This is a genomic window from Vibrio tapetis subsp. tapetis (genome assembly GCF_900233005.1).
Classification (GTDB): domain Bacteria; phylum Pseudomonadota; class Gammaproteobacteria; order Enterobacterales; family Vibrionaceae; genus Vibrio; species Vibrio tapetis.
Genome location: NZ_LT960611.1, coordinates 1020382 through 1046983, shown reverse-complemented (window position 1 = coordinate 1046983; position 26602 = coordinate 1020382). Strand labels below are relative to the sequence as shown.

The 26602-nt window shown below is 42.8% G+C and carries 19 protein-coding genes; 14 read left to right on the top strand and 5 right to left on the bottom strand.

Translation table 11 applies throughout. The features are described from left to right. A complete protein-coding gene (locus tag VTAP4600_RS04630) occupies positions 1 to 1500 on the bottom strand; it encodes an SIR2 family protein (protein ID WP_102521716.1) in 1500 nt (499 codons plus the stop codon). Positions 1501 to 1694: 194 nt separating this feature from the next. On the opposite strand from VTAP4600_RS04630, the gene VTAP4600_RS04625 reads away from it, so the two are divergent. The 4 genes from VTAP4600_RS04625 to VTAP4600_RS04605 all read left to right on the top strand — a co-directional run bounded on the left by VTAP4600_RS04625 (position 1695) and on the right by VTAP4600_RS04605 (position 6040). After that, a complete protein-coding gene (locus VTAP4600_RS04625; RefSeq protein ID WP_102521715.1) occupies positions 1695 to 2570 on the top strand; it encodes a hypothetical protein in 876 nt (291 codons plus the stop codon). After that, positions 2563 to 2949 carry a hypothetical protein gene (locus tag VTAP4600_RS04620; protein ID WP_102521714.1) on the top strand — a complete coding sequence of 129 codons (387 nt, stop codon included), beginning with the start codon at positions 2563 to 2565 and terminating at the stop codon, positions 2947 to 2949. Before VTAP4600_RS04625 ends, VTAP4600_RS04620 begins: the two co-directional genes overlap by 8 nt. Before the next feature lie 1858 nt (positions 2950 to 4807). Beyond that, positions 4808 to 5035: a hypothetical protein gene (locus tag VTAP4600_RS04615; protein WP_102521713.1), complete on the top strand. Its 228-nt coding sequence runs from the start codon at positions 4808 to 4810 to the stop codon at positions 5033 to 5035. Positions 5036 to 5344: 309 nt separating this feature from the next. Then, positions 5345 to 6040: a DUF6710 family protein gene (locus VTAP4600_RS04605; RefSeq protein WP_102521711.1), complete on the top strand. Its 696-nt coding sequence runs from the start codon at positions 5345 to 5347 to the stop codon at positions 6038 to 6040. A gap of 388 nt (positions 6041 to 6428) precedes the next feature. Here VTAP4600_RS04605 and VTAP4600_RS26155 read toward each other — a convergent pair whose 3' ends face one another. The 4 genes from VTAP4600_RS26155 to VTAP4600_RS04590 form a co-directional block, all read right to left on the bottom strand. Then, complete coding sequence (locus tag VTAP4600_RS26155; RefSeq protein WP_231897871.1) at positions 6429 to 7775, bottom strand: M16 family metallopeptidase; 1347 nt, start codon at positions 7773 to 7775, stop codon at positions 6429 to 6431. Then, positions 7694 to 9256 (bottom strand): M16 family metallopeptidase, encoded by a 1563-nt coding sequence (locus VTAP4600_RS26150; protein WP_231897870.1) that lies wholly within the window; start codon positions 9254 to 9256, stop codon positions 7694 to 7696. Before VTAP4600_RS26150 ends, VTAP4600_RS26155 begins: the two co-directional genes overlap by 82 nt. Continuing rightward, positions 9253 to 10959 (bottom strand): ABC transporter ATP-binding protein/permease, encoded by a 1707-nt coding sequence (locus VTAP4600_RS04595; RefSeq protein WP_102521710.1) that lies wholly within the window; start codon positions 10957 to 10959, stop codon positions 9253 to 9255. Before VTAP4600_RS04595 ends, VTAP4600_RS26150 begins: the two co-directional genes overlap by 4 nt. A gap of 86 nt (positions 10960 to 11045) precedes the next feature. Further along, positions 11046 to 13397, bottom strand: coding sequence for a TonB-dependent receptor plug domain-containing protein (locus VTAP4600_RS04590; protein ID WP_102521709.1), 2352 nt, complete (start codon positions 13395 to 13397; stop codon positions 11046 to 11048). Positions 13398 to 13892: 495 nt separating this feature from the next. On the opposite strand from VTAP4600_RS04590, the gene VTAP4600_RS04585 reads away from it, so the two are divergent. The 10 genes from VTAP4600_RS04585 (at position 13893) to VTAP4600_RS04540 (ending at position 26554) form a co-directional block, all read left to right on the top strand. Continuing rightward, on the top strand, positions 13893 to 14672 hold the full coding sequence (locus VTAP4600_RS04585) for a DUF3450 domain-containing protein (RefSeq protein WP_102521708.1): 780 nt from the start codon (positions 13893 to 13895) through the stop codon (positions 14670 to 14672). Positions 14673 to 14849: 177 nt separating this feature from the next. After that, positions 14850 to 15989 carry a MotA/TolQ/ExbB proton channel family protein gene (locus VTAP4600_RS04580; RefSeq protein ID WP_145958553.1) on the top strand — a complete coding sequence of 380 codons (1140 nt, stop codon included), beginning with the start codon at positions 14850 to 14852 and terminating at the stop codon, positions 15987 to 15989. Then, a complete protein-coding gene (locus VTAP4600_RS04575) occupies positions 15977 to 16486 on the top strand; it encodes a MotA/TolQ/ExbB proton channel family protein (RefSeq protein ID WP_102521706.1) in 510 nt (169 codons plus the stop codon). Before VTAP4600_RS04580 ends, VTAP4600_RS04575 begins: the two co-directional genes overlap by 13 nt. Beyond that, entirely contained in the window at positions 16476 to 16880 is a 405-nt protein-coding gene (locus VTAP4600_RS04570) for an ExbD/TolR family protein (RefSeq protein WP_102521705.1), read from the top strand. The genes VTAP4600_RS04575 and VTAP4600_RS04570 overlap by 11 nt, the downstream gene beginning before the upstream one ends. Beyond that, positions 16852 to 17511 (top strand): energy transducer TonB, encoded by a 660-nt coding sequence (locus tag VTAP4600_RS04565; RefSeq protein ID WP_102521704.1) that lies wholly within the window; start codon positions 16852 to 16854, stop codon positions 17509 to 17511. The genes VTAP4600_RS04570 and VTAP4600_RS04565 overlap by 29 nt, the downstream gene beginning before the upstream one ends. 3 nt (positions 17512 to 17514) lie before the next feature. Then, positions 17515 to 18717, top strand: coding sequence for a tetratricopeptide repeat protein (locus tag VTAP4600_RS04560; RefSeq protein WP_102521703.1), 1203 nt, complete (start codon positions 17515 to 17517; stop codon positions 18715 to 18717). 192 nt (positions 18718 to 18909) lie between these two features. Further along, the gene (locus VTAP4600_RS04555; RefSeq protein WP_102521702.1) at positions 18910 to 21726 is read left to right on the top strand and encodes a M16 family metallopeptidase; all 2817 of its coding nucleotides are present in this window, start codon (positions 18910 to 18912) and stop codon (positions 21724 to 21726) included. Between the two features lie 368 nt (positions 21727 to 22094). Beyond that, positions 22095 to 22976, top strand: coding sequence for a helix-turn-helix transcriptional regulator (locus VTAP4600_RS04550; RefSeq protein ID WP_102521701.1), 882 nt, complete (start codon positions 22095 to 22097; stop codon positions 22974 to 22976). 191 nt (positions 22977 to 23167) lie between these two features. Next, positions 23168 to 24376, top strand: coding sequence for an MFS transporter (locus VTAP4600_RS04545; RefSeq protein ID WP_197708657.1), 1209 nt, complete (start codon positions 23168 to 23170; stop codon positions 24374 to 24376). A 138-nt stretch (positions 24377 to 24514) separates the two neighbouring features. Then, complete coding sequence (locus VTAP4600_RS04540; RefSeq protein ID WP_102521699.1) at positions 24515 to 26554, top strand: TonB-dependent receptor; 2040 nt, start codon at positions 24515 to 24517, stop codon at positions 26552 to 26554. The last annotated feature ends 48 nt before the right edge of the window (positions 26555 to 26602 follow it).

The following is a 26602-nucleotide window of genomic DNA, read 5'->3' as shown; positions in this document are numbered from 1 at the left end:
TTAATCTTCTCCGTACTTCTTAAAGTCATACGCACAAAGCAAACGACGATAGTGAGTGTCTTTTTTATCTGTCATTGCTAGTAAGAACCCTTCGACTTGGACCAAATCTAAGTTTTCGTGCCATACAGACCAGAGAATAGCGTTAACTTTGTTAGCTCTGGTTATGCACTCTTCAGCTATAATGTCATCAATGCTTCTCAGAGTGTTTTGAACATTAGAAGTCAAAGTCCCTAGATAAGTTTTAAGCTTAGCCACTTGTTGTGCTTTTAGCGTCTCAGCTTTAGCGATATCAGGACAAACTTGATGGAATCCGAAAATAGGGAACCACTGAGTGCTAGTGATATTGATTTCATTAATCAACGTTAATAGCTGAGCGTTAGCTTCGTCGATGATATCAAAATAATTACTCATCATTCCCGAAGCGTCTTGATGAGTGTAGGTAATCGTCTTACTTGAACCAATAGCAAGAATCTTAGCGTTATTATCAAGCGAGTCTAAGTCTTCAGTGATGTTTACTTTGATGCTACCGCCTGAGTAAATCTCTTTTACAATGCCTTGCACCTTTCGGATGTCCATTGCAGAAACAGGCAGATTTAAGTCAGAAAGTGCTTTGTAGATTTCCACGAAATCATCGGTCTTGACCTTGTTGATTCGAATCGTTGAGAAGCCCTCAAGGTCAATATCATGTTCACAAATTTCATGTGAAGCTGAACCGCGTTCGTACTCTACTAGCAAGAAGTTATTGCGGATGCGTTCCGCGTCTTCTGAGTTTGGCTCTACATAAGTGAAGATGGTCTTTAACAAGCTCTTGATGTTCTCGTCACCGATACCGTAGCCCATAAAAATGATTGGGTTATGAATAAAGATGGAAAGTAGTTGAGCGCGGATAAGCTCGTACTTATCGTTGAACTTACTGTAATCGTCTTCGGTGATAATCACTTTAGACGGATCAGTATGACAGCCGTGAATCTTGTATACAGATCCGTACGGGTTACTTAACAAGATGTGATTACCTACTAGTGACTGAAAACCGAACACGTCTTCAACTAAACGGTCATAGTTTGTCGTGATAACAGAACCGATGTTCTTACGGATTTTCTTTAACTCAGCAATCTCGTCTGCCATTTCTTCACGATAATCTAGCTCACCTAGTAGCTGCGAGATATAGACTTTGAAGCGGCTCAAGTTATTCTCTTTTTCCATCTCCTCGTAAAAGATGTCATTCACCGTTTTGAATTTTCCGTGACGGTCTTCACTCAATGCTTGGTTGAATGCTTCTTCAAGCTTAGAAGCAACCATAGTGAAGTCGTACTTACCATCTACTTGGCACTGTGACTTTATATCAAGATAGAACTCACCGTTTCCTGTTAGCTCGATAGCAATGTTCTTGAGCAAACCGTCCCATGTGTATGAGTTGTTCAAGTATCGAAGACTGACGCCATCACCAACAAAAAGTACTGGGTGATTTCGATACTGTTCAATAAATCCGCGTATGTCCACGTTACCCTCTGAAATCTCTAAAATTTAATATTAGGGTAATACGTCTATGCTTGGTCGCATAGCATTAATTTGTATATGGGTATCTCATTCCTGTTATTGCTTTTGATGAACTTGCGTTAATCTGCAACGACAAACTACTTGTGTCATTGCCAATTACAAGTGAGAATCTAACAGACTGAATAATGGAGAATTATATGTCTGTTGGCTACTCAATCCGAATCGACTTCGACAAAACAGAGGGAAGACCAGAGAGAGTCTTTCACGCAATGGCTGTATACATCGAGGGGTTCAACGAGCTTCAAGAAGCTTTTATCAAAGGCTACGGCAAAGACATAGAGTTTATTTCTTCATTAAACAGTACTCGCGAAGGCTCTTGTATCGCTGACATTGGTACAAAGCTTAAAGACAAAATTCGCAATGCAAAGCTGAATAACATCTTTGACGGTATCTATAATGGTGTAAGAAAAGAAATCGCCACGGCTAATAAGATTGATTCAGAAAGTGATGTACGAACGTTCGTGGATAACGTTTATACAACAGCATCGGCAAATGAATCATCTTTTGAGCAATTCACTTGTGAGGGGGATGCTCACTTAATAGATGTGGCAGACGCATTGAACAAAATCTACAAAGCCAAGGGTATGCTTTCCCCATCCGATTTGGTTCAATTCGGTCGTGAACTAGACTTTGATGACATTAATAAAGATTTCTCTTGCCCTCGAACGGGAGACCAAATTTTTGAAGACACTGTTCAGCCTTTTCTGTCTAAAGAGGTGTTCATTGTTCGTCGTCCGTCTTATGTTGAGAACCTGCAATGGGACTTTGAGTGTAATATACGTAAACCTAAGAATTTTAGCGCGAAAATGTTAGACGCGAAATGGTTTAAAAAATGGTCGAATGATGAAGAACAAATATGGCCAGGTGATGCTTTACATGTTCAAGTAAGAACGAAGCGAAGAACGAACAAGCTCAAGAAAAAAGCATCATACGAAACCGAAATTTTAAAAGTGATTCGAGTTGTCCCGCAAAGCGAGATAGAGCAATTCACACTGGACTTAGAGAATGACTAGAAGTTTTGACACAGCGAAGAAAGAAGCGGTATTCATAGTGTTGCCGCTTCTGGTGTTGTTCTTGATAAAGATGCTTAACAATGAGCTGATGTCATTCTTAAAGCTGTCTGACTTCTCTCTAGCGACTTCTATCATGTACGGACAGTTACTAGCTAAGACACTTGATGTACCTGATAAAAACAAGAAAAGAGATAGGTTCAGCACTTATCAGGTATACATCTTTGTTGTGTCTATTTTGTCTATGGCAATGTATATCGGATTCCAGTTGATACCTGATATTAACTTCAACTTTTACATAGCCCAGATAGTTACTTTCTTAGCTGGGATAGTGTTTTATATCCCGTTATCAACACTCATGAGTGACTTGTCGAAAGAGTAACACATTAGTGATACCAGAAAGCCCGAACGACTTCGGGCTTTCTAAAGACCAAAAAACTCGGAATCAATTCCGAGTTAATCCAAACCATTGCCTTCTGTAGCGTCTCATACTCACTCGAATAAAAAACACACACACTAAAATCGCATTTAGTAAAGTCGCCAGCTTAGTTTTAACTAAACTCAGGTTATCTGAAGTAGGGGAAGGCATTCCAACGAGCTAGCTCGTTTCTGTCCAAGATCGAGTTGGTCTGTCGGCTCACTCAATGTGAGTAGTTAAGTAAGGCTGATTTCTCTTGTCTCTTGACAACCTAGAAAACTTTCAGAATTTCCTATTTTTAAACACTCAAAACCCGGCAGTTTTTATGTTTTAATAAATATTTATATTAATCAGCTTGTTAGGTTATTTTTGAGGTATTAAAAAAATCGCTGATGAACCTACGCATTGGCTACTTTTACCCCATATACAAATGCACTGAAATTTTATTTGATTCAAATTCTTAGAACACTTTTTGATATGTGTTGCGTAGGACTATATTGAAAAAACGCCGTTTTCTGAAAGAAAGATACAAATCACCACTTTTAAGCCCTGATTTTTGACCGTATTTTTGGGTGCAATTTGATCCTTAAATTTGTCCCAAATATCCGAGAGATTTTCTGTGTTCAACGTCCATTCTTTACCCATAATCCGCTAAAAATCACTGGTGAAGCTGTAAATAGCCTGATTTTCAAAAAAAGCAGAATGACCAAATCCGCTATGCAATCAGATAATTAATGTGCTCTAACGATTAATTGCGCAGGACAGGCCTAGGTAGGGGTATTTTTGGGGCTAGAAACCCCACTAAAACGCTTAATGAGTCGATTTAGGGCTTAGCCTCGTCTTAGATTGATCGGGGGCAGACAAAGCATCAAGTAACGTTGGGCTGTAACTTGTGATGATGGTAAATGGCGAGACTTCATATCATGGCCAAATATGGGCGGATTTTATGAGTGGAGCGTTTCGCGCCGATCTGTTCGCCAGTGGCCAAGATGAAGAGTAGGAGAGAACCGGCTAATTTTTAATGATGAACTTTCCAAACTTGCTGAATTGGCCGCCAGAGAATTTAGTTCCAAGTGCAAGTTGGCCACATCATGTTGCTAGTGACTAACTTAGTGCCGGTTCGCTGGAACTAGTCACCCTTCGTTTACTAAGTCATGAAAATGGTGGGGGCAGTATTTGCCCGAGGTAGTGTCACAATGTCACCACCAAACTCGTATTCTTGATCGTTAAGGATAATGAGATCGTTCAATGGGTATTGAATTTATAAGACCAGGGCAAAGATTCATAGAATGAGTGTTCATTTCAATCGGGTAGAAGTTGGCCTAGGTGATGTCACGATGTCACTACCACTCGCGTTAATTATTTCAACTGCCAAGCGGGTAGGGTAAGTAGTAACAATCACCGGCTAAAAGTACTCATGACCAGGACTGCTAATTTATCTGTAACTGTCAGGCGCGGTAGATGGGTGAGTACCTGCTATAAAAGTCCACGGGTCCCTCTGGAAGCCTTGTTTCTGCAAACGCGGCAACAGCTCGGGTTATAAAAATTTTTCGGCTCCCTAGGGCACCACCACCAGGGTGAATAACAATAGTGTTTAAGGTGAACTTCTTGCAGCTTAACGTTATGCGTAACGCAAAGTTGAAATCCGTTAAATGCTTCGTACCAGTGTCGCTTGAAACTCACAAAATAAGTTACTGAAAATACTCAGAAGATATACTTTGCGTATCGAGTCTTGGTTTGTCATATTGAACTGTGCTTATATGGTGCTGATTTTATATCAGCTTAACAAAGTTAAGATTCGAAGCGGAAGTGAGGAATACAAATGAGTCAGGCCCAAGATGTAAGAAGACAGGGTGTTATAGAAAAAGAAGAATTTAGAGCAGAAAAAGCTTGTGAGCCATTACACACTGAAATTAAAGAACTAGAAGCCGAGTTGGCAAGCACGTTAGACGGTGAGTCAAAGTCCAACATTGAACAAGAAATAGCAGGGCTCAAGGATAAGATTCAAGCTGAGTGGGCTTGGTGTTTTCAGCTGTATGACAAGGATTGATAACGGGGGTTGGTTATGTATTTTGAGCTTTGTGATTGGAAGGTAAAGTTAGGAATCGTTTTATCTTGTTTGTTATTTTTCTGCAGTATTATTAGCTTTGGTTTGGCATGGAATAGCCCGATACCAGTCGACGTCTATTCGGCAATCGATAGATACCTACGTTACAGATGGTTCGTTGTATTTCTGGTGGGCTTTTTCTCTTTAAGTAGTGCATCAATTGGATATTACAACCGAAGAATATCACGCTTCAATTAAGGCTTAAGGCCGTTTACTTGATGGATCAGTATAGTTAACCCACGGAGGTTTTTGGTGTTTAGCAAACGAACTAGAAAAGATGAAGTTCCTCTAGACTTTCAAAACCTAATCAGGCGCGCTACGGAGTTGGACGAATTAGGTAATTTTGAAGGCTTAATTGATTTACAAAAAACAGTTTGGAGAAGGCTGCAATCAGAGTTGATGCTTAAGCCATATATTAGTGATGATCATGACGTTGGGATGGGCTTTGAGCATGGTCAATTGCTGTTTTACCCAAGCTCTCGCTACGGCCATTATTGGGAGTACTGTGATTATGAGTATGAAAATGAGGCACTAGTGCTCAACTTTTCAAGTGATATTGTTATACCAAACCCTTGGCATCCTAATCGCATTATCAGGAACCTAGGTTCTATAGGGACAGATTTAAGGAATGGTCCTTTCAAACAAACAACAAATCATAGTGTTGAGTACTGTTGGCCACTGTGTGTTGGTCTTGTTACTGGCGGCAATCACTCGATGGCCCAGGCTATTATTCGAGGTGAAGGCTCAGTAAAGCCCGAGGCTCTAGTCGATCTATCCTCATTGATTAACCGAATTAGGTTTACGGGGCTTAATTGGGTTGATATTGAAACAGGCGACGAGATCTCCTCATCGGCAAAAATTGTTGAAATAGGTTGGTCTTGGGAGATAGGCCGGTTGTTGTTGAAGTATCCCGAAGCATATAAAAAACACATATTGATGCGTAGCTGAAAAACATGGTAGAAAGGCCCTACCGCCAGCCAAAAGTAATGCGTATTGTAATGCTTTTTATTGTCGACTTGACGTAAGTTGATTAATTACAATGGGTTATAATGCCAGTCGTGAGTCCTCACTCTCGCCAAATTAGAAAGCCCTGACTGAAAATTCAGAGCTTTCTTCGTTTCTAAAGCTAAGAAAACATCATTCGGGTCTTCACTGTGTTCAGTCTATTCGCGTGTCCGTCCAAACGCAGCCGTTTCACAACGTATAAATAAGTAATATGAAGTTCTGACTGGGGGAATATCCAGACATGAACGCTAATGATTGTCCCCTAAACTTGAACAGTTACAAAGTATAGGGGACGGGATAAACGTAAAAAGCTACTTGTTTCTCAGCTAGTTTATTCCTGTTCTTTAGGTAACAACACGGCTTCAAATCGCTGTGCTTGGTTTAGGAAAGGAAAGGCAAGGTTATCAACTTGGCGTTTAGTGACGGCTTTGTTGGCTCTTTTGTTCGCTTCGATGAGAACAGGTTTCTCCGTGAGCATGTAACTTTGCTCCATTGCGGCCAAAATACCAAGATCAGAGCGTAAGAAGCGATCAATTTGGTCGGCTCTTTGAGCTCGCTTATTGAGCAAAACAGATTCGTTTACGCCATCTTTTGCTATGTCGTCCAGAACTTGATGGGTTAGCTTTAACAACTCATCGACTCTGTCTGGCGCACATGAAAATTGGATCCGCCCCTCGGCTTGCGCTGATTTAGCGTTTTGCCAGAACCAGCTGGTTACGCTGTAAACTCCTGAAGCTTGCTCGCGCAGTTTTAGCCTTAACTCTTCTTGAACTAATTCTCCAGTTAGCTCTAAGTAATAGGCTTCGTCTGGGCGCCATGAATGGGTTTTGGTCAAGTAAAGCTCCACTTCGGCGCGAGGTTCATTCGAATTCTTAACACTCACTCGCATTTTAGGTGAGTGAGCATTAACGTAATATGGAACACGAGGTTGGTTGTGAACAGTTACAGAAGCCAAATATTGTGCCACCAGTTGTTCAACTTTGCGCTGTGAGATATCGCCGACAATAAAATAGGTATAATCGGTTTTATTCGCGATGTACTTTTGGTAAGTACTCGCAAGCTGTTGAGTCGTTAGGCGGTGGATGTCTTGGCCGTCTACGCTGTAAATCGTTTCATAGTTGGGGTAACGAAGAGACGACACGTGGCGTACAAACTGATCTTCACCATCTAGGCCTGCGTCACTGTACCTTTGATCCATTTCAGTTTGATATTTGCTCAGCACTTTTTCAGAAACCGGACTGTCAGCCAGCTTGAGGTGAAATAACTGAAACATTTTTTCTAAGCTGTCGGTTTTGGCCCAGCCGGAAAAGCCTTGCTGGTAGTCGTCCATGATGGTCGACATAACCACAGGGTTACCTCTAAAAATAGTTTGAATGTCACTTTGAGGTACTATGCCTACGCCTGTTTCATCCACCAAATTACTGGCGATGCGTAGAGCGTGGTAGTCGGAACGCTCCACCGAGCGTAACCCTCCGGATGTCAGCGCTTTAAAGTGTACTTGCCCAGGGTTGCTGTTGCTGTATCGGTAAATGAGCTTGCTGCCATTACTTAATCGATATTCAGTCAGCTTGTGCTTCGCCCAAACTTTTTCAAGCTTTACAGTGCCAGTTGTGAGTTCAACTGAAGGAAGGCTGGCGTGTACGCTGTCATGTTTCCATTGAGGTTGTGCGGAAGCCATTGTTTTATTCCACAGTGAATCGAGCTGGCTTGCTGTGAAGGTTTTGGTGAGTGCTTTGTTGGGTTGGGTTGGGTGGTTAACAGCAAACGTGAATGAGGAGCAATGATGTCGTGAAAAGCCGTGTTAACTTGCTCAAGATTAAGTTCATTCAAAAAGCGTTGGTTAAGCAGGTGCTTATCTTCATTACTGAGTAACAACTGGCCGCTGGCAGCGCTAACCATAAGATCTCCGGCCAAATCCACACTATAGATTGGCTTGTCACGGTTACGATCGTTGAGAGATTTCAGTCTCGTGATCTCTCCTTCAACCTCGGCTTGGCTAAAGCCGTGTTGTTTGAGTTGAGCTAGAAAGCGAAATATCTCTTTGCTTGCTTGGTCATAGTCGGCTTGGCCAAGCTGCAGAGAAAATACCGCTTGAGTTGTATTTCTGCCTAGATTCGACGAGTAAAATGTAGCGGAGTTTACCGAATTATTAGCCTTTTGTTCCCACGCTTGTAAGCGCACGTTTAACAGCCGTGTAGCTACTTGCGCCGCGAGATCTTGTTGATATCGCAAGGTGCTGTTTTCACTTTGAAAATCAGAGAAGAAGCTCAGCTCTACCGCTGGCGTAGTGATACCATACTCATGCACGGAAGCGCTACGCCATCCTTGGGGTAGAGGGATGTCATAGTCGACGGTTTCTAACGGGTGTGCAGGGGTTGCTTGTGAACCAAGTTTTGTTTCAAGTTGTTTTTTTACGTGCTGACTATTGATATCGCCGACAACCACAATAGACATATTGTCTGGGCGGTACCATTTATGGTAGAAATCAGCAACACGGTATTTTGATGCGGTATTAATGGTTTCTACATCGCCAATAGGGTCGCGTTCTACATAGCGAGAACCGGCCATTTCAATAGCACTTTTTTTATCTCCTAAGCGAAGCATTGGCCCCAAGCGTGCTCGCCATTCTTCTAAAACGATACCTCGCTCTGCATCTAAGTCACCTTTAAGCATAGTCACGTTACTGGCCCAGTCGGACACAATATTCAAGGCAAGATCCAAAGTATCACGGTCATTGGATGGTAGGTTTAAGGTATAAACCGTATTTTCAAAGTCAGTAAACGCATTGATATCGACCCCAAATTTCATTCCAGCTTGCTCTAATTGGGTAATGAGCTGGTTTTCTGGAAAGTGCTTAGTTCCGTTAAATGCCATGTGTTCGACTATATGCGCAACACCTCGTTGATCGTCGTCTTCGTTCATCGAGCCTGCGTTCACAACAAATCGAATATACACGCGTGATTCGGGCTTAGTGTTCTCTACTAAGTAGTAACGAAATCCGTTGCTTAACTCGCCCGTAGTCACCAAAGGATCAAATCGTAATTGGCTTGGCTCTTTAGCAGTAGAAAGTGACGCACTTGGCTCAAAGGCTTGTGAAATGGTTTGGCACCCGCTTAATAGAAGTAGGGTGCCAACGGCTAACAGTTTGCTAACGTTCATGAAAATCTCAATGATTGGGTTTGGGGACAAAAAGTTAATAGCGCGTTGTCGGCATCGTTGTTTTCTCGGTGTGAGATTTCAACCACCCTGCTATGCGGTAAGTGCTGTTTGATGGCAAGCTTTAACGTTTGATAGCTCTTAGGGTCGAGTGCTGAAAGCGATTCGTCTAAAAATAACCATTGAGGCTTTTGTACTAAGCTTCTTGCAAGCATGATTTTTTGCAGCTCTCCACCGGACAAACGTTGTTGCCAGTTTGCTGTTACGTTCAACTCTGTCCCTAAATTAACAAGGCCAGCGCGTTCAAGTGACTCAATTAACGTGGCATCCGAGCAGTCAATATCTTGGTGTGGATATAGCAAGATGTCTCGCAATGAAGCATGCGGGAGGTACGGTTTTTGAGGAATGAACAGGCAATCTTTATCCTCTGGCATCGCCAATTCGCCCTCGTGATAGGGCCAAAGTCCGGCAAGTGTTCGCATGAAGGTGGTTTTACCGCATCCAGAAGGACCTTGAATCGTCAGATTTTGATCAATGTAGCCAGATTGCTCAAGCACCAGTGGCGATTTTTCTGGCGAGAATAAGTAGAGGTTTTTCCAGCTTGGTTTATCCGAAACCTTCATTGGAAGTTGATCAGGTAAGTTTTCCAGTTGAGAGTGGAAAGTGATTAATCGCCCCGTCACAGCGCGCCAATCTGCAATGGAATCGTAAGAGTCCACAAACCAACTGAAGGCCTCTTGTACTCGGTAAAAGCCCGTTGCTGTTTGCATCATGTCACCCAGTTGCAACGCGCCACTCATTAAACGCGGAGAAGCGACAAGGTAGGGGAATATGCGAGCAACTTCGTTGTAACCACTAGTAAAGGCGCTGTATTTGAGCTTCATTCCGGTGAGCTGTTGCCAGTTGTCCCATACTTTTCCAAACAAGCCTTGAGTGCGCGAAAGTTCGGCATGCTCGCCTCTTTGTAGTGCGATAGACTCGGCGTGCTCACGAACGCGCATTAAATGAAAACGAAAGTCGGCTTCGCTTTTTTCTTGCTCAAAGTTCAGTGGGATAAGCTTTTTAGCGATTTTATGTGTTAGCCATGTACCAATCACAGAATACACGATAGCGACCCAAACCATGTAACCTGGGATCACCCATTCACTTCCTGCGAAGGTGAAGTTAAGGCTACCAGACAAATTCCACAAAATGATCGTAAATGAAAACAGGCTAGTAATGGTACGAAGTAGTTCCAAACCCATTTTTAACGTCTGATCACAAAATTCTTTTACATCTTGAGTGATGCGTTGATCGGGGTTATCGCTGTTCGAGAATTGCAATTGATGGCGATAAAGCCGTTTTTTGCCTAACCATTTTTGTAAAAAGGTGTGAGTTAACCAGCGACGCCAGCGGATGCGTAATCCACGGCGTAAATACTCTTCGACCAAATCCACGACCGTATAGACGCCCATAATCAAGACGAACGTCCCAAGCATAGACCAGAAGTTCTCCCATTCAGCATTTTGCATTAGGTTGAAAAAATCACGGTTCCAGTTGCTATAAAGCACAGCAACTTCGACGATCAGATAATTGAGGCCGACGACGATCGTTAGCAATAACCAGGCGATGCCTTTTTCATTACTTCGCCAATAGGGAGCCGATAGCGCCCAGACTTGCGCGAGAAAGCGCTTATTCTTTAATACTAATTCTGTTTTATGAAACATACATCACCGTTAGACAATAACGCGTTCAGCTCTGCCAATAGCAGAGCTGAATTAGGAACACTTATTTGTGTTTAATTAAGAGGGGGTTAGAATTCGTAACCTAGCTCAAGCCAAAATTCGCGGCCTGGTGTGTATTCGCCGTAATCGCCTTGGCGGCTTGCTCTAGCCGTTTTCTGACGAACTTGGTTAAGCACGTTAAGCACATCGACTTGCACATACATGTTGTGAGTAGCAATGAGGTGCGGCTGCCAGCGGACTCGGGTATCCCATTGGGTGTGGGTGCCAAAGTCAAAGCTATTGAATTTACTGATACCTATTGAGGTATCAGTATCGTATTCGTAACCGGTGATTGGTGCTTTAACATACACCTTGTTCGCCCAGGTGATATTATACTTAGGCAGTTGCATATCTAAGCCGAGGCGAACCATCCATTCTTCCTCACTGCTATTGACGGTTTGTTCTGCCTGTCGACGGGTCATCATTTTTCCATCAAGGAAAATTAACTCATCTGGGTTAATATTTTTTTGAAGGTCACTGCGATCAGTGTCAATCCAGTCTGCACCCAATGTTGTATTCCAATGAGTAGGACCAACGACCCAAGGGGTTACGTTACTCACTTGCAAAGTGTAGATGTTAACGTTGAAGTCACTGCCGTTACGGTATTCTTCAACTATGTTGTTACCAGAGCCTTTTTCGTCCGGTACTAATCGCTGTTTGTTCTTACGCAGAACATAGCGAGCAGTTAGCGCAAAGTTGCCGACGTTTTGGTTGATGCCTAGACTGAGCTCATCGGCGTAAGGGGTATTTAATCCGTCAATAGATTCGTAGCGTCTAGAATGGTTTTCATCTAGTTTTAAAATCTCTCCGGCTAGCTTCATGGAAGCAAATGAACGCCCGTAGTAGCGGTTCAAGCCTAAATTAAGGCGTGTGTTAGCCAGTGCTTGCCAGTTCGCTGAGAACCGTGGGGCAATATTGGTATTACCGAGGTAATCGTCTTTTTCAATTCGCACCCCTGGGCGCAGAGTAAGATTGTTCCACTTTATGATGTCTTGTGCATAAGCGGTCGAATTCTGATACTTAGTACTGACGTTACCTTGCGAGACCGTTTTTGTATCGCCAAACTCCATGCCAGCAAAGAGGGTTCGTTGGTCAACGATTACGTTTTGATCTCGATTAAAATCATAGTTGGTGATCTGATGGCTAGCCCCTAATTTGATAGCATGCGTTGTTTTTCCCCAAGTTAGTGGGTCAAGCGCATAATCGAGCATGAAGTTGGTGTTTTGTTGGGCGATTTGACTGTCGCCGTAGCCGCCACTTTCGTAGTTTCGGTCGTTACCAATATCAAAGGTTTGTATGGCGTGCGAGCTATTAGATTCACGCTGGTCAGCGAACTTATCGTAGGCTGCGGTCGCCGTTAGCGTTCCTTTGGCTAAATATTGTTTCCATCTTAAGGTTGTGCCATAGGCTTGGTGGGTGTCTGTGACATTACCGTCGATATTATCAGCAAAATATTTGCCTTCCTTATAATCAGAATAGCGTAAGCCCAGCTCCAAACTGCGATTAACGTCTGGCGTCCAATTGAAGTTGGCCAAAATGTTGTCAGAGCGGCGAGTGTGATCTTGGTTGTCACGGTCACCTGCTGGATTGATTTGACGAGATTGTCGAATGTTTGAGTCTCGGCGACTAAAGCCAAGCACCATACCTATGTTATCGGTAATGCCTTGTTCGGTAACGAGGCTAAAAAATTCTTTCTTATAAATTGGTTGATAAATGGCACCGTTACTCAGTGGGATTGCTGCGTCGAGGTCGTTTTTAATGTTGTCGTCGACCTTCATTGAAGCCCAGCTAGAACGCGTGCCACGGTATTTCAACTGGGTGTGACTTTTACCGCTGTATTGGCGTGTTTCAGCAACCACCGCGCCGCCTGTAAAGCCACCCAAATTTGCAGGCACATTACTGTCGTAAACAGTCACGCCCGCTAACATATTAGCGTCAAAGAAATAGGCTTGTTCAGAACTTTGACTTGGTATTACACCTATATGACCTTCAAACAGGCCTCCAGTAGGGTCGATGTCATTGTTGATATTAATACCGTCTAACATATAGGCCGTTTGGCTTGGGTCTGCACCGTTAATAGAGATTGACGCCGGTTTAATTTCTCCATTGGTAAAACCACTTTGATCGCTTTCGGCGTAACGTACGTTTGGGTTGGACTTTAAATAGTCGCTTAGGTTGCCATTTCCCGAAGGGGTATTTTTTATGGCCTCTTGATCGATGGTTTGTTTCGACGAGAGATCATCATCTTGTTTATCGGTGACCGTTACGGTTAGTTGATCTTCTGGGTTTGGTTGAGCAGTGCTAGCGGCGTAAGCGCTAGAGCCGGCAAAAAGCGCGGCGCTGATGAATACAGCAAGCGAAGTTTTGTTGAGATGTGTCATAGTTTATTTTTGTAAGTGAGAATAGTTCTCAATTATGTTATCAGCAAAATATTCACTTAGTAAATGAGCTAAACTCGATTCATATGGCTGATTTTTCTTTGATTTCTGATTTTAAATGTTCAAATATTGTTAATTTTAGAGGGGAATTATGCGCGGTAATGTAAGTGAGTTAATTCTAATGAAATAGTGTGTACCTCACTTTGTAAGAATTAATTTCATTTAGAATAATATACCAAATGGGTGTGTGATCTGTTTTCAATTTGTTAACAAGTGATGTGGAAAAAAATAAAATAATTTTGAACTTTCTTTCGGAAGCCGGTCGTACCTTAATAAAATCAAGTTGTAATAATGTTGTTTGTTAATTTAACTTGTTGTTTTTAATGTGTTTATCAAGTTCATCAGTGTAATTTTAAAATAGTTGTTTATCTTTTAAGTGAAAATAATTATCATTGGCATATAATAGTTACTCACATATCATTCGCTTCCCCTATAAATATGCTTTCTTTTCAAACAAACTTTAATTCTGATAAATTGATAATATCAGTTATTTACACTTTCCTTTTGTGTTCTACTCAAGTCAGGGCGGAGGTCAAGACAGATGACGTCATTAAAGAGGAATTACAGAGCTTGTCTGTGACTGTCGCGTCACAACGACAGGTGGAGTCTCTAGACAGGCAGGTTCAGCAGTACACTGAAGATCGTCGCCAATTAGGCTATGAATTGAGGCTGCAATCCAAATACCGACAGCAACTCGCATTTCAAGTAAAGCAGTTAGAGTCTGCGCTTGTTGAGCTAGACGACGAGATGGATAACATGCGAAAGACAAAAATCCGTTTGCTGCCGTTGTTAACGGAAATGCATCAAGGTTTAGAGGCTCTGGTAGAGCAAGATTTGCCTTTCTTGATGCAAGAGCGGTCACTGCGTTTGTCGTTGTTAAAGGAAAAGTTGGCGGACCCGACGGCTACGTCAGCACAAAAACTAAACAAGCTTATTGAGGCCTATCAGGTTGAAATTGGGTACGGACACAGTGTCGAAACTTGGCAAGGGAGATTATCACCTACCCAAGAAGTGAATTTTCTACGTGTTGGGCGTGTTGGTTATTACTACCTGAGTTTAGACGCAAAGACAGGTGCACAGTGGAAGAGCGGTTCAGGCTGGCAAACATTAGACGATCAGCAATCGGCTCTGCTCAAGCGATCGATTGATGCCGTAAATGTCAGTTATTCGCCCTCGTTGTTACGCATTCCTGCACTTGCAAATAACGCTTCTTTATAGGTGTTTTATGACTCATCTAAATAATATGATCAGCTTTCGTTTTGTGCCTGTGATTTTGCTGTTGCTTCCCTTTTTTTACAAGCTCAAGGGTTAGAAGAAATCCTGCAACAACTTAAACAAACTAATAAAATACAACACGCTCAAGTGGAGGGCTTTCGTGCTAATAAGCAGCAAGATTTGTCTGTTTTGGTGGCGGATGTAACAGATACCAAACAGCGTTTAGCGCAGATTAACCAAGATAACCGAGATTTAGAAATACGCATTATTGAGCTTCAGCAAGCGTTGGAAACGAAGAGAAAACAACTTAATCAGAGTCGAGAAACTCTTAATGATGTGATAGAAACCACTCAGGTTCAATATGTGAGTTTCTCCAATAACGCCCGTCAGTTTAGTAGCTGGAAACTCAGTGAAGACCATCAAGACCTATCCAAGCGCAACGTAGATATTGAAGACATTCGTCAATTTTGGATTGAGCTATCAGGTCAATTGGTCGCGACCGCGAAGGTGGGGTTAAAAGGAGGAGAGGTGGTCTTGACAAACGGTCAAGTCGTTAAGTCTCTTATTCAACATATTGGTCCGTTTAGCCAGTATTCAGAACAATATGGGTGGCTTAAATACCTTCCTGAACGCCAGTTATGGCAACAGCTGGAACCTCAGCCTCAGCTAGAAATTCCTGTTTCGCAGTGGCTCATAGATCCGACATTTGGTGTTATGTTGGCAAACGCAAAATATCAATCTGGTTGGTTTGACACGTATCGCTCAGCTGGCGTGGTGGGTGCACTGATTGGCTGTGTTGCGGCGTTTGGTTTCGCCATTGGTCTTTTCCGCTTTGTCGTTCTAACTAAAGAGCAAAGAGAAGTTAACAAGCAACTATTACAACTCGATACACCTGAATCGAGTAATTTATTGGGCCGCGTGTTGCTTAAATTGCAGTCTTGCCAAGAAGCGGAGCACATTGAAGATGTGGTTGATGCAAGCGTAAGTAAAGAGATGCCTTGGTTAAATAAGGGTATTGGTACTCTTGCAGTACTTGCTGCTATTGCTCCTCTTATGGGGCTTTTGGGGACAGTTGGCGGCATGATCGAAACATTTTCTATTTTGACTTCTCAAGGTGTTTCGAACAGTGAGCTGCTTTCTGGTGGAATAGCCGAAGCTTTACTGACCACAAAGATGGGCTTGTTAACGGCGATTCCTCTATTGCTATTGCATTGTGTCGTGAAATCACGGGCTTTAAGCCTAGCTGAAATCGTCGAGCATCAAGTCGCTAGCCTAGTGGTGGATAAACGACATCGTTCGAGGCAGCAATGCTTAGCTTGATAGGATTATCGACCGAGAATGTGAGTGGTGTGATGGGGGGGATCGTTTTGATTTCTCTCATCATGTGGGGGCTGATCCTGCGGTGCTATTGGAGCTTATCTCAGTTTTCCAACCAAGAATATGCACAGACTTTGAAGGCAACCTTGTCCTGCTACTCTTGCATGGCAAAACCTGATCAGGTGCTGTTGATTCAGGGGTGGTTAAGCCAAGTCCGTTTGCATCTACAAAAAGGTTTGGCTGAAATTCGGTTGTTTGTTCGAGTGTTACCTATGCTTGGCTTACTTGGAACCGTTGATGGCATGATGCGCTGTTTTTCTCGCCTAAATAGTGACGATGTATTGCAAGCCGTTTCCGATGGGATCAGTCAAGCGATGCTGACTACGTTGGCAGGTTTAGTCGCAGCGTTGTCTGGGATGTACTTTGCTTACCATCTACAAAGACGAAACCAACATTTACTGTTAACGCTCAAACAAAAATTAGAATGTTATGAAAATTAAATCGTATGTAACTGCGGAGGATTCCGCACAGGTTGATTTAACGCCATTGATCGACGTTGTGTTTATATTGCTCATTTTCTTTATTCTCTCTGCGACCTTTCAAAAAGACTCGAGTATCCCAATCGACCGGCCAAGCTCAAGCAGTTCGACTCAAAGTGAGAATCGTTCATTGAATGTTACAATCGACGAGAGTGGTCAGTTGTGGTTCGAAGAGGCTCGAGTCTCACTCTCTAAACTAAAAACATTAGCGAGTATACAGGTACAAGTGCAACCTATGAGCAATGCGGTAATCAAGGCAGACAAACGGGTACCGACAGGAAAATTGATTGAAGTGATCGACAGTTTACGTCTTGTAGGAGTCGGCAATGTTGCTGTTGCTACCCAAGAGAAGTAGCGCCCATTACTTACTTATTGCCATTGCAGCATTGGCGGTTAATGTCCTGTTGGCCTTATTGGTGAGCAGTTTGATCGCACCCAATGCCGAGCGAGATGAGCCTTTGTCGTATCCCATTTACAGTATGTATTCTCAGCAACCTGAAACGCGTATTGAGCCCGAAGGGCCGCTGCCCGTCGAGGTAGCGACAGCTCCTAACCCGGCACCTGCACGGCCTAGTATCGTGGATTTTGTGTTAGCGGAGTCGGTCACGAACGTCGTGCTACCTAAAGTCACTTTTGAGCCTAAGCTGTCGTTGGAAATGTCGAGAACCTATCAATTCAATATGTCGTCAAAAAATTGGGCAGAAGGCAGTCAGATTCAAGCGAGTATTGCGATGGCTAAGCCCACATTTCAAGTGCCACCTCAGTACCCGCAAAGTGCAAAGCGTAAGGGTATTGAGGGCAATATAGCCCTTGATTTGTTGATTGACGAGAAAGGGGCGCCTTTACAACATCGAGTGGTGAATGAATCGCCTGAAGGTGTTTTTTTGCAATCGGCATTGCGTGCCGTGATGCGTTGGCGATTTGTTGCACCGGAGAAGGGGCAAGAATGGCAACGCGTTGTTGTGAATTATCAATTGGAGAAGTAAGCGATGCTTGTACGGTTTTGTTTTCTGTTTTGCTTATTTAGCCCTGTCGTGGCCGCGCAAGTGAATATCGACGTGATAGAACGCTATCAAGTATTACATCGTTGGTTAACTGAGGATCCAAGTGCAGATATTGCCCCTATAGCACGATTTTATAAGCAACAAAAAGGGCAGGGAACGGCAAATAAACGCGTCGCAGCTGGCTTATATTTACAAGCGTGTTTGCAGTTTCAGAAGTACATATGTGGCCGTGATCTAGCGGTTGAATTACTGAGCTACGATCCTACAATCCAAGAGCAGAGTCAGTTACTCAATTTGGCGATTCAATTATCGTATCAGACTGAGCAATACTCAGAGGCATTGGTGTTCACACAGCAGTGGCAAGAGCATCTTACCTCGAACTTATGGAAAGCAGATAAGCAAGCGTTTCCAACAGCGCAAATTCAAGCGGAAGTCGATAGCATCAGCGCTTATAGTGCTTATCATCTGAAGATGTGGAATGATGCTGAGCATTCGATCGTTTCTGCGATCGATAAGCGGCCAACACAAGAAAGGTATCAATTTCTACTGGCCGTTTATCAGCAATCGAAATCGCCAAACAAAGCAAATCGGTTGCTGAAAAAACTGACGAAATTATACCCTCAACAAAAGAAATACTGGCTAGGGTTGGCTTATAATTACTTGTTACAAAATCAACAAAAACAAGCCATCGCAGTATTGTCTGGGTTAGATGACCGCCATTTACTTGAGAGTAAGAATATACTTTTGTTGGCCCAATTGATGCTCACTGAAAATGCTCCGCTAGGTGCGGCGCAAGTATTGTCAAAGCATCAATCTCAATTGAAGAATGACATGACCTTTCAAGGCTTAATGCTGAAGTCATTGCTGTTGTCGCGTCAACAGAAAAAAGCGTTGAGTTATTTAGAACAACACCCCAATGAGCCATTGTTAGCGACACAAACGCAGTTAGCTTATAGCCAAGGCGAATGGGCAAAAGCGCTTCCGTTGCTCACACGGCAGATCTCGACGGAACCTCAAAATGACTATTGGAGGCTACTTAGAGGGATCAGTTATTTTGAATTGCAACAATACGATAGTGCAGCCGCCGACTTTAAGAAGCTTAGTAAGGGGGAGTACCAAACCATCGCATCGCAATGGCTGCATCAAGTTCATTATTTAAGTTTGCCCATCGATAACAGAGCAGGATGACGGTCTCTGATGGGGGGGGAGACGTGACGCCGATTGAAACAATTGTGGTGAATATCGGCGATGTGAACTTGCATCGAATCTCGCCTATATTACTAATATACAATCTAATTTAGGGTAGCTATTAACTGCTTGACAAGCATTTATCTGGTCTACAGGATTGAGCTTAATTATCACTTGTTGTCTGTGTGTTTTATGTTTAATTCCAAAATTCCTACCAAACTATTACTGCTCTCTTTGGCGTGTCTTCCACTTACGGCGACTTCCGCACCCAATGAATCAGCGAATTGGTTTTCGCAATCGGATGTGACACTTGATGCCCGTTATCAGTCGGTGTTACTCGATAATGGCTTACGTGTCATTACCGTTGAAAATGATACGCCTAAGAAAGGTCTTTCGATACGAATGCTGGTGGATGCAGGATCGTTTCAAGAAACAGGAGACGAACCGGGCCTTGCTCATTTTCTAGAGCATATGGCTTTCAATGGGTCAACCAACGTACCTGAGGGAGAAATGGTAGCCATGCTTGAAAGGCACGGTTTGGCTTTTGGTGCCGACACGAATGCCACGACCGACATGACTAACACCAATTATCGCTTGGACTTACCTAAAGCGGATACAGAGAGCGTTAACACGGCCTTGTTTTTGCTACGCGAAACCGCCTCTGAATTGAGCTTAGATAAAGATGCCATCGAACGTGAACGTAAGGTGATCCTCTCAGAAGTTAGAGAGCGGCAGTCGGTTTGGTTAGAGCGATTCATTGATCAAGGGAACTACCTTTATAAAGGTACTGATTTAACGCAAAAGATTGGCTTAGGAACCATTAAGGGCATGGAGCAAGTGACGCAACGCGACTTACGTCAGTTTTACCAAACTTTTTATGCTCCTAAGAACACGACATTGATTTTGGCTGGAGATTTACCACGTAAAGTGATGTTAGAGAGAGTTAAGCATTACTTTTCGAACTGGACGAACAGTGAATATCAACCTGCAATGGATCCGAAGTTTGATTTAGTGCTGCCTACTCATAAAGAAGTGCACGTGTTTGTCGACCCGAATATTGAAACACAAATTGAATTCAACTTTATAGAGAAAGAGCAGCCAAAAGCTCGCTCAAAAGAAACCGTACTGGATTATTGGACGCACTTGATAGGGCGCAGGGCTTTGTCTAAACGTTTAGACACTATTTTGTATGAAAGCAACGGTGACATATTGTCTTCAACAATGTACTCGTCGCTGGATTACGGCTTTGCTCGCGTCAGTAAAATTGGCTTAACTACTGCTGACAACGAAGGAACATATGGGGTAAGGATTCTTGAGCGAACTCTGCGTCAGGCGGCCGAGTTTGGTTTTACACCCGGCGAGATATCGAGACAACTAATGGCCTTAGAAAAAGACTTAAAGCTTAATGCAGAAACCGCAGGTGATGCATCCAGTTCGGCATTAGCTAATCACGCGATGAATGCGGTCGACAGCGGTTACATTATGCTTTCGGCACAATCTGATCTTGCCTTGTTTGAAGAGCTAAAAGGGCAGCTTACACGCCAAGCAGTTAATGAAGCGTTCAATAAGCGTTGGGCTTCTCATCCCCCTCGTATCTATTTAACCAAGCGACGTGATATCGATATTATTCATAGAAAAGTTCTTGAAGCTTACGTCAGAAGTGAAGCCGAGCAAGTCAAACCGTACAAAGAGCAAGTTACCACAGAGTTCGCTTATCAGAATTTTGGTCAACCAGGTAAAGCCAAACTTCTTGGAACATCGGATTATGGCAACATAGCGAGTTACCGTTTTGAAAATGGTGTGATGCTGAATGTAAAACAAACCGATTTCGAAAGCGGTGTCGTTTACCTGTCTGTTAGGGTGGGGAAAGGCAAAATGGCGCTTACATCGGCTCAAGCGCCACTTATTGAGTTGTACAATGTTGGTATGGCAACGGGCGGCCTTAAAGCGCACGATATCAATGAGCTTGGGCGTATTTTCTCGGGCACCACGATGGGTTTGCAATCACATGTAACCACTAATGCATTTGTAACCCAACAAGCAGTAGTTCAAGAAGACGTGCTTAATCAACTGAGAGTTTTTACGGCTTTGATGACAGAGGGGGGCTATCGTGAAGAGGGGAAGTCTTTCTCTTTACAATCGGTAAAACAGTACTTAGAGACTTACCAAGAAAGCCCAGAGCAAGTGAGAGATTTTCACATTGGCCAAAAGCTGCGAGGCGGAGACCTCCGATGGGCGCCGCCGACGGTAGATGCTCTTAATAAAGTGAGCATGTCGGATCTAAAACCGATTGTGGAGAGTGCGGTGGCCAAAGGGCCAATCGAGATTGGCGTTGTTGGCGATATCTCTAATCAGCAAGCGATAGATTACGTAGCGCAAACTTTCGGCGCTTTAGATATTAAGCTTAATGACACCTTAGATCGTTACCAAATAGCCTTTCCCCAAATCAAAAAAGAGAACGTCACTTGGTATCATGAAGGTGATAAAACAACGGCTTTAGCCAGTAGTTATTGGAACTTACCTGATGCTCGAAATACCGAACAAGCATTGGATTTCTTGTTGTTAGAGCATGTCATTCAGCAGCGTGTAACCAAACAAATCAGGGAAGCAATGGGCGCAGCTTATAGTCCCTGGGTAGGACGTCAACAATCGTATAACTTCAAAGATTTCGGTTATTTAGTGATGAACAGCAACACGACATTGGATCAAGTCGATAGTGTATTTGAAGCGTATAAAAATGTGCTGCGTTCACTGCAAACGACACCTATCACCGATGATGAACTCACTCGAGCTGTGACGCCTTTAGTCGACGCAGTCGCGCAGCAAGTCGAGAGTAATGGTTATTGGTTTGCTCTGGTTTCAACCGCTCAAACATATCCAGACATGATCGAAGCGGATGGAATGACAGGAGAAAAACTGGCTGCCGTGACTAAAGAGGATATTTTGGCTGCAGCTAGGCTCATCGATATCGATACGGTATTGGAAGTAAAGGTTCTTCCTCAGAAGTAAGCGGAACGAAAGAGTAAGCTTAGCGTCGGCTAAAAGTGATGTCGTTTGTCCTGCTTCTTTCGCCGACTTAGGAAATATTGCATTTGTGCAGTGAGTGAGGAACTTAGTCGTGAGTCCTCACTGTGAAAGCCTTGACTGAAAAAAGTCAGGGCTTTCTTCGTTTCTAAAGCTAACAAAATAGTATTTGAATCATCAAAGTTTTGAGCCTTGCGAAGTGTTAGGTATTTTCTGCGGTCAGGGAGCATTTCGGATCGTATGGAGTTACATTTCTATCAATTACGTATATGATAATGATTATCATTCGGAATGTATATTGTCAGCTCAGTTACGAAGCAACGGTATCGACGATTCTCTAGGAAGGGCGCCACGTGGAAAGTATTTCAATTCAAAACCTCACTACCTTCGAACATCTTGAGCTGGACGCTGAAAGTCACAGTTGGGTGCGTTTTGTGAATCACTGTTTTTCTGAAGATACCGTAGTCGAAAATTTATTCACACCAGGGCTTTATATAACGGTTCTTGGTCAATGCCAATATAGCTCATTAAGTGGTAATGCAGAAGAACAGGGTAATTACAACTATCACTACACGGTAGCGTTAGCAGACGAGCCATGCTCGAGCCGTGTTCTTTTTCCTGTTAACGCCACTTGGCAGAACTTTTCAATCATGATTCCGTTAGCTCAACTTCATTTATATGGGGTAGATGCACTCGACGACATAGCCACGCATTTTCGGCCTGAAGCTAGGCTTTCAGAATTGGGGGCGATATCAGGAGATATATTGCGTTGCTGCGAGTCCATTTGGCAGTGCGAATTCAAAGGGCTTGAAAGGAAGCTATTCATAAAAGCAAAGGCGTTAGAGGTGTTAGCGCTATTTCTTCATAAGCGACGTGAATCGAGCCAGAATCAGCCGTCGTCACGATTATCTTATTTAAACGATGCACTTGTTCATATAGAGAGCAATCTAGATCAGGATTGGACGTTGTCCACGGTGGCACGCCTAGCCAGAAGTAACCAAACTTATATAAAGCAAGACGTTAAAGATCTGTTCGGTTTGAGCTTTCGAAAATGGTTGAGTAAAAAAAGGCTTAGTGCTGCTGCTGACCTATTGGGGAGCGACGTCGCTATTAGTCAGATTGCGAGTGACATTGGTTACAAGAGCCAAGCCCATTTCGCCACACTGTTCAAAAATGAAATCGGTATGACTCCTAGCGAATATCGGCATTCATTGCAGCTTAACAAAACGGCCTAGAATTGACGGTTTTCGAAAGGAATACGACCTCATTCGAAAGCGCTCGGCAATTTACGCATTATAATTGCCAATCAACACAAATAGTATTGCTTATGCAACTCATTCTCATTAAGTGCTAAGGCATTTGATTCTGAATGTAGTAAAAGGACGTTAGTTTAAGACCGATGAATAGCACTAAACACCCATGGATAATGTTAGCCAGTATCTATACTACTCAATACATTGGCATTGCATTCATACTTTCCGCTGCTTTGGCCATTTTACGGCAACAGGGCGTACCTTTAGATAAATTAGCGTTACTAAACCTCGTTGCCTTGCCTCTGATTGGTAAAATTTTTTATGCACCAGTTATCGATAAGTATCGCTTAGTATTTCAAGGGAAATATCGAAGCTGGTTAATATTTTCTAATATAGGTATGGTTTCTCTTCTTCTTATCGTTGGCTCGATGGATATTGTGGATCAATTCTCTAGTATGTTGGCAGTTATCTGCCTATATGTTTTGTTTATGAGCTTACAAGATGTTTCGGTTGATGGTTTGTCCTGTAAGTTATTTCAACCAGAAGAGCGGAAGTTCTCAAGTAGCGTGCAATTTTCAGGTAATCTTTTGGGTAATATTATCGGTGGTGGGGTACTACTTATATTTTATCCTTGGCTACAATGGCAAGGTTCATTCTTGATTCTATCTTTACTGACATCTTTCGCATTATTCCAAGTATGTATGTATAAAGAACCAGAAAGTGAAGAGTGTAATACGTCACAAAGTTATTTTAGTTTATTTAAAGATATAAAGGGATTTTTAGTTCAGCATAAATATTGGTTCTGTATCTTGCTCATCTACCCGTTATCATCAACTTGGGGGTTTGCGTTACTCAGTCCTATCCTTATTGATAGTGGTTGGTCGTTACCAGATGTAGGATTCTCGATCAAAATTTTTGGTTCTATTGTGGGTTTTGTTTCGGCGATGTTAGCGGCGTATTTGATCGCTAAAGTAGGGCGAAACAATGCACTAATGGTAGTGCTCTGTTTTCAAGTCTTTGCATTATCTTTGATGATCTTTCCTGCGCTTGGCTTTACAGATAAAGGGACGGTACATTTAGTCATTGCAGCACATTTTATTAGTTTTCCTGCTTTACTCGTTATTTCCGCTACCATCTTTATGGACAAGGCCTCGCTTACATATCACAAAGCGACATTCTTCACTTTACAGATCAGTGTCGCTTCCTTTATTGGTTTTGTTTATTCATGGGCAAGTATGGCAGTAGCGAAACACGTCGGGTATAGCTTGGCAACCATAATTGGTTCTGTAATTGCTCTCTTCATTCTTATTTTAGTTTGGCGATTACTCTCGATAATAAGCGACAATGGAACGCTAACATTAAAACAGTATGATTATGAATAATTGAATTTTTTAGTCAGGTTCAATTTGTGAGATACCCAAAGGAAAATTATTTTTAGTAATTGTAATTAATATCGTCAAGATTAAATTATGTAATCTTTTATTTATGTTTAAGTCTATTTTGAAAGGGAGCCTCAACTCATGAATCGCTCACACAGTGATATTAGTATCACTACATTAAATCGTAACCGTTTAATCGCATTAGGGCTAGTTAGCATCAGTAGTATTCCATTTTATTCAACGGCAAATACACAGAATGATGGCGTGGAAACTTATGTTATAACTGGTGATAAGATAGATAAGAGTATTAAAGACGTAACAACCAGTGTCACCGTTATATCTCAAGACAAGTTAGAGTCGGGTGAGTACAATAAAGCCAAAGAAACAGCCGTTCTTGCGCCAAATGTTATTGGTAGTTCGTTTAGCAATATTTCGATACGAGGCATTTCGGGCGGAGGGGCTGCAACCGGTGGGCTTGCCTATTTAACCGGAGCTCGTGCTCGTGTGGTGACAGTGGTCGATGGCGTCACCCAAGACTATTCTGGCTATAACTTTAACCCAGTAACGCTTTGGGATGTTGAGCAGTTGGAAATACTGAGAGGTCCACAATCGACAGCTCAGGGATCGAGTGCTATCGGTGGAGCGCTTGTGATTAATACCAAAGATCCAACGTATTTTAATGAAGCGGCGGTTCGAAGTGGGTTTGAGAACTATAAGAACGGCAACATGAAATATAACATAGGGCTGATGTCTTCAGGCGCTCTGGTGGAGGATGAATTAGCTTACCGAGTGGTGATTAATGGCAGCACTGGAGAAGGGTGGCTTAATTACGATACGAATGGCTTTGATACGCCTAATTTAAGTGAGTCCGACAGCCTAAACGCTCGAGGAAAACTGTTATGGGAGCCAACAAATATTCCTGAATTAAAGGCTAAACTGACGCTTAATTACAGTAAAAATAAGGGAGAACATGCCAATTTTGCGAGTAATACTGACGAAGGCATCGATTCTCAAAAATTTACGTTAGGAGGCAGAAATGAAGTTCGCCTACAAGATTCTAACGCTGATTCTATTGCTGTGGAAGTTGACTATCAGATTGCCCCAAGTGTCACGAATTCATTGCATATTAGCCGTTCAAGCTCTGATATCCATGATGATGCTTATTCAACAGGCCATACATACGATGTCAATAATGAAACCTACGCACTAGAAAACCGACTGTTGTTTAACGGTAGTGATTCTGATTTAACGGGTGTCATCGGGTTGTATGTTTCGAATAAAGATGCGTCACTTTCTACGTCAAATTTTAATATCGCAACGAAATATCAAACAGTAACCAGTGCTATTTATGGGGAAAGTACTTACGAACTGTCGAAGACATCGAGAGTGGTTACCGGTCTGCGTATCGAGAATGAAAATTCGGATAAAACCAGTTCTACACGTTTCTCCGGTGGGAGCAGCAAACAGAATAATAGGGGTACTTATTACCTGCCGAAGTTGAGCTTAGTGCACGACATCTTGGAATCAACCACTGTTGCCGCAACCGCACGCAAAGGTTATAGCCCATCAGGTGCCGGTATTAGCTTTTTTGGCGACGAATATAGTTATGACAGCGAGACTGTTTCGGCGTTTGAGCTGAGCAGTAGGAGTCTATTTTCTGGTGGTACATCATTGAATGCTAACATTTTTTACAACGACTACCGCGGTTATCAGGCAGGAACGAGCAGTTTCACTATCGAAAATGTGGATAAATCGCATACTTATGGACTAGAAGTTGAAGGCATAACTTGGGTTAGTGACAGCGTGGAACTAAGAGGCTCGATTGGTCTGCTTGAAAGTAAGATTGACGAAGGTGGTGCGTATGAGGGTAATGAACTTACCAATGCACCTAATGCAAATATCGCTTTTGGTGTCACACAATACCTAGGTGAGCGCTGGACTGTTGGTGCAGATGCAATGCACGTCGGAGAGTACTACTCAGATCTTGAGAACACTAAAGACTCTAAAGCCGGTAACTATACGCTGCTTGATGTTCGCGTTAGTTATAACGTTGGTGAACTTACTATCAATGCTTATGTTAAGAATCTAGCCGACGAAGACGCAGTTTATTACCGTGCCGGTTCTCTTGCTTCCGTTGGGCAGTCTCGGACTATCGGCCTTAGTGCAATGTACCGAATGTAAGGCTTTTTCAACCAGATCCTTACATGTTAGCAGAGGCTCATCTGAGTC

Bases quoted from the DNA above. Each gene is read 5' to 3' on its own strand.
- VTAP4600_RS04585 (WP_102521708.1), top strand. From the start codon at position 13,893: ATGCTTTCTTTTCAAACAAACTTTAATTCTGATAAATTGATAATATCA.
- VTAP4600_RS04560 (WP_102521703.1), top strand. From the start codon at position 17,515: ATGCTTGTACGGTTTTGTTTTCTGTTTTGCTTATTTAGCCCTGTCGTG.
- VTAP4600_RS04620 (WP_102521714.1), top strand. From the start codon at position 2,563: ATGACTAGAAGTTTTGACACAGCGAAGAAAGAAGCGGTATTCATAGTG.
- VTAP4600_RS04555 (WP_102521702.1), top strand. From the start codon at position 18,910: ATGTTTAATTCCAAAATTCCTACCAAACTATTACTGCTCTCTTTGGCG.
- VTAP4600_RS04540 (WP_102521699.1), top strand. From the start codon at position 24,515: ATGAATCGCTCACACAGTGATATTAGTATCACTACATTAAATCGTAAC.
- VTAP4600_RS04625 (WP_102521715.1), top strand. From the start codon at position 1,695: ATGTCTGTTGGCTACTCAATCCGAATCGACTTCGACAAAACAGAGGGA.
- VTAP4600_RS04565 (WP_102521704.1), top strand. From the start codon at position 16,852: ATGTTGCTGTTGCTACCCAAGAGAAGTAGCGCCCATTACTTACTTATT.
- VTAP4600_RS04570 (WP_102521705.1), top strand. From the start codon at position 16,476: ATGAAAATTAAATCGTATGTAACTGCGGAGGATTCCGCACAGGTTGAT.
- VTAP4600_RS26155 (WP_231897871.1), bottom strand. From the start codon at position 7,775: ATGGCTTCCGCACAACCTCAATGGAAACATGACAGCGTACACGCCAGC.
- VTAP4600_RS04590 (WP_102521709.1), bottom strand. From the start codon at position 13,397: ATGACACATCTCAACAAAACTTCGCTTGCTGTATTCATCAGCGCCGCG.
- VTAP4600_RS04595 (WP_102521710.1), bottom strand. From the start codon at position 10,959: ATGTTTCATAAAACAGAATTAGTATTAAAGAATAAGCGCTTTCTCGCG.
- VTAP4600_RS04575 (WP_102521706.1), top strand. From the start codon at position 15,977: ATGCTTAGCTTGATAGGATTATCGACCGAGAATGTGAGTGGTGTGATG.
- VTAP4600_RS04545 (WP_197708657.1), top strand. From the start codon at position 23,168: ATGTTAGCCAGTATCTATACTACTCAATACATTGGCATTGCATTCATA.
- VTAP4600_RS26150 (WP_231897870.1), bottom strand. From the start codon at position 9,256: ATGAACGTTAGCAAACTGTTAGCCGTTGGCACCCTACTTCTATTAAGC.
- VTAP4600_RS04615 (WP_102521713.1), top strand. From the start codon at position 4,808: ATGAGTCAGGCCCAAGATGTAAGAAGACAGGGTGTTATAGAAAAAGAA.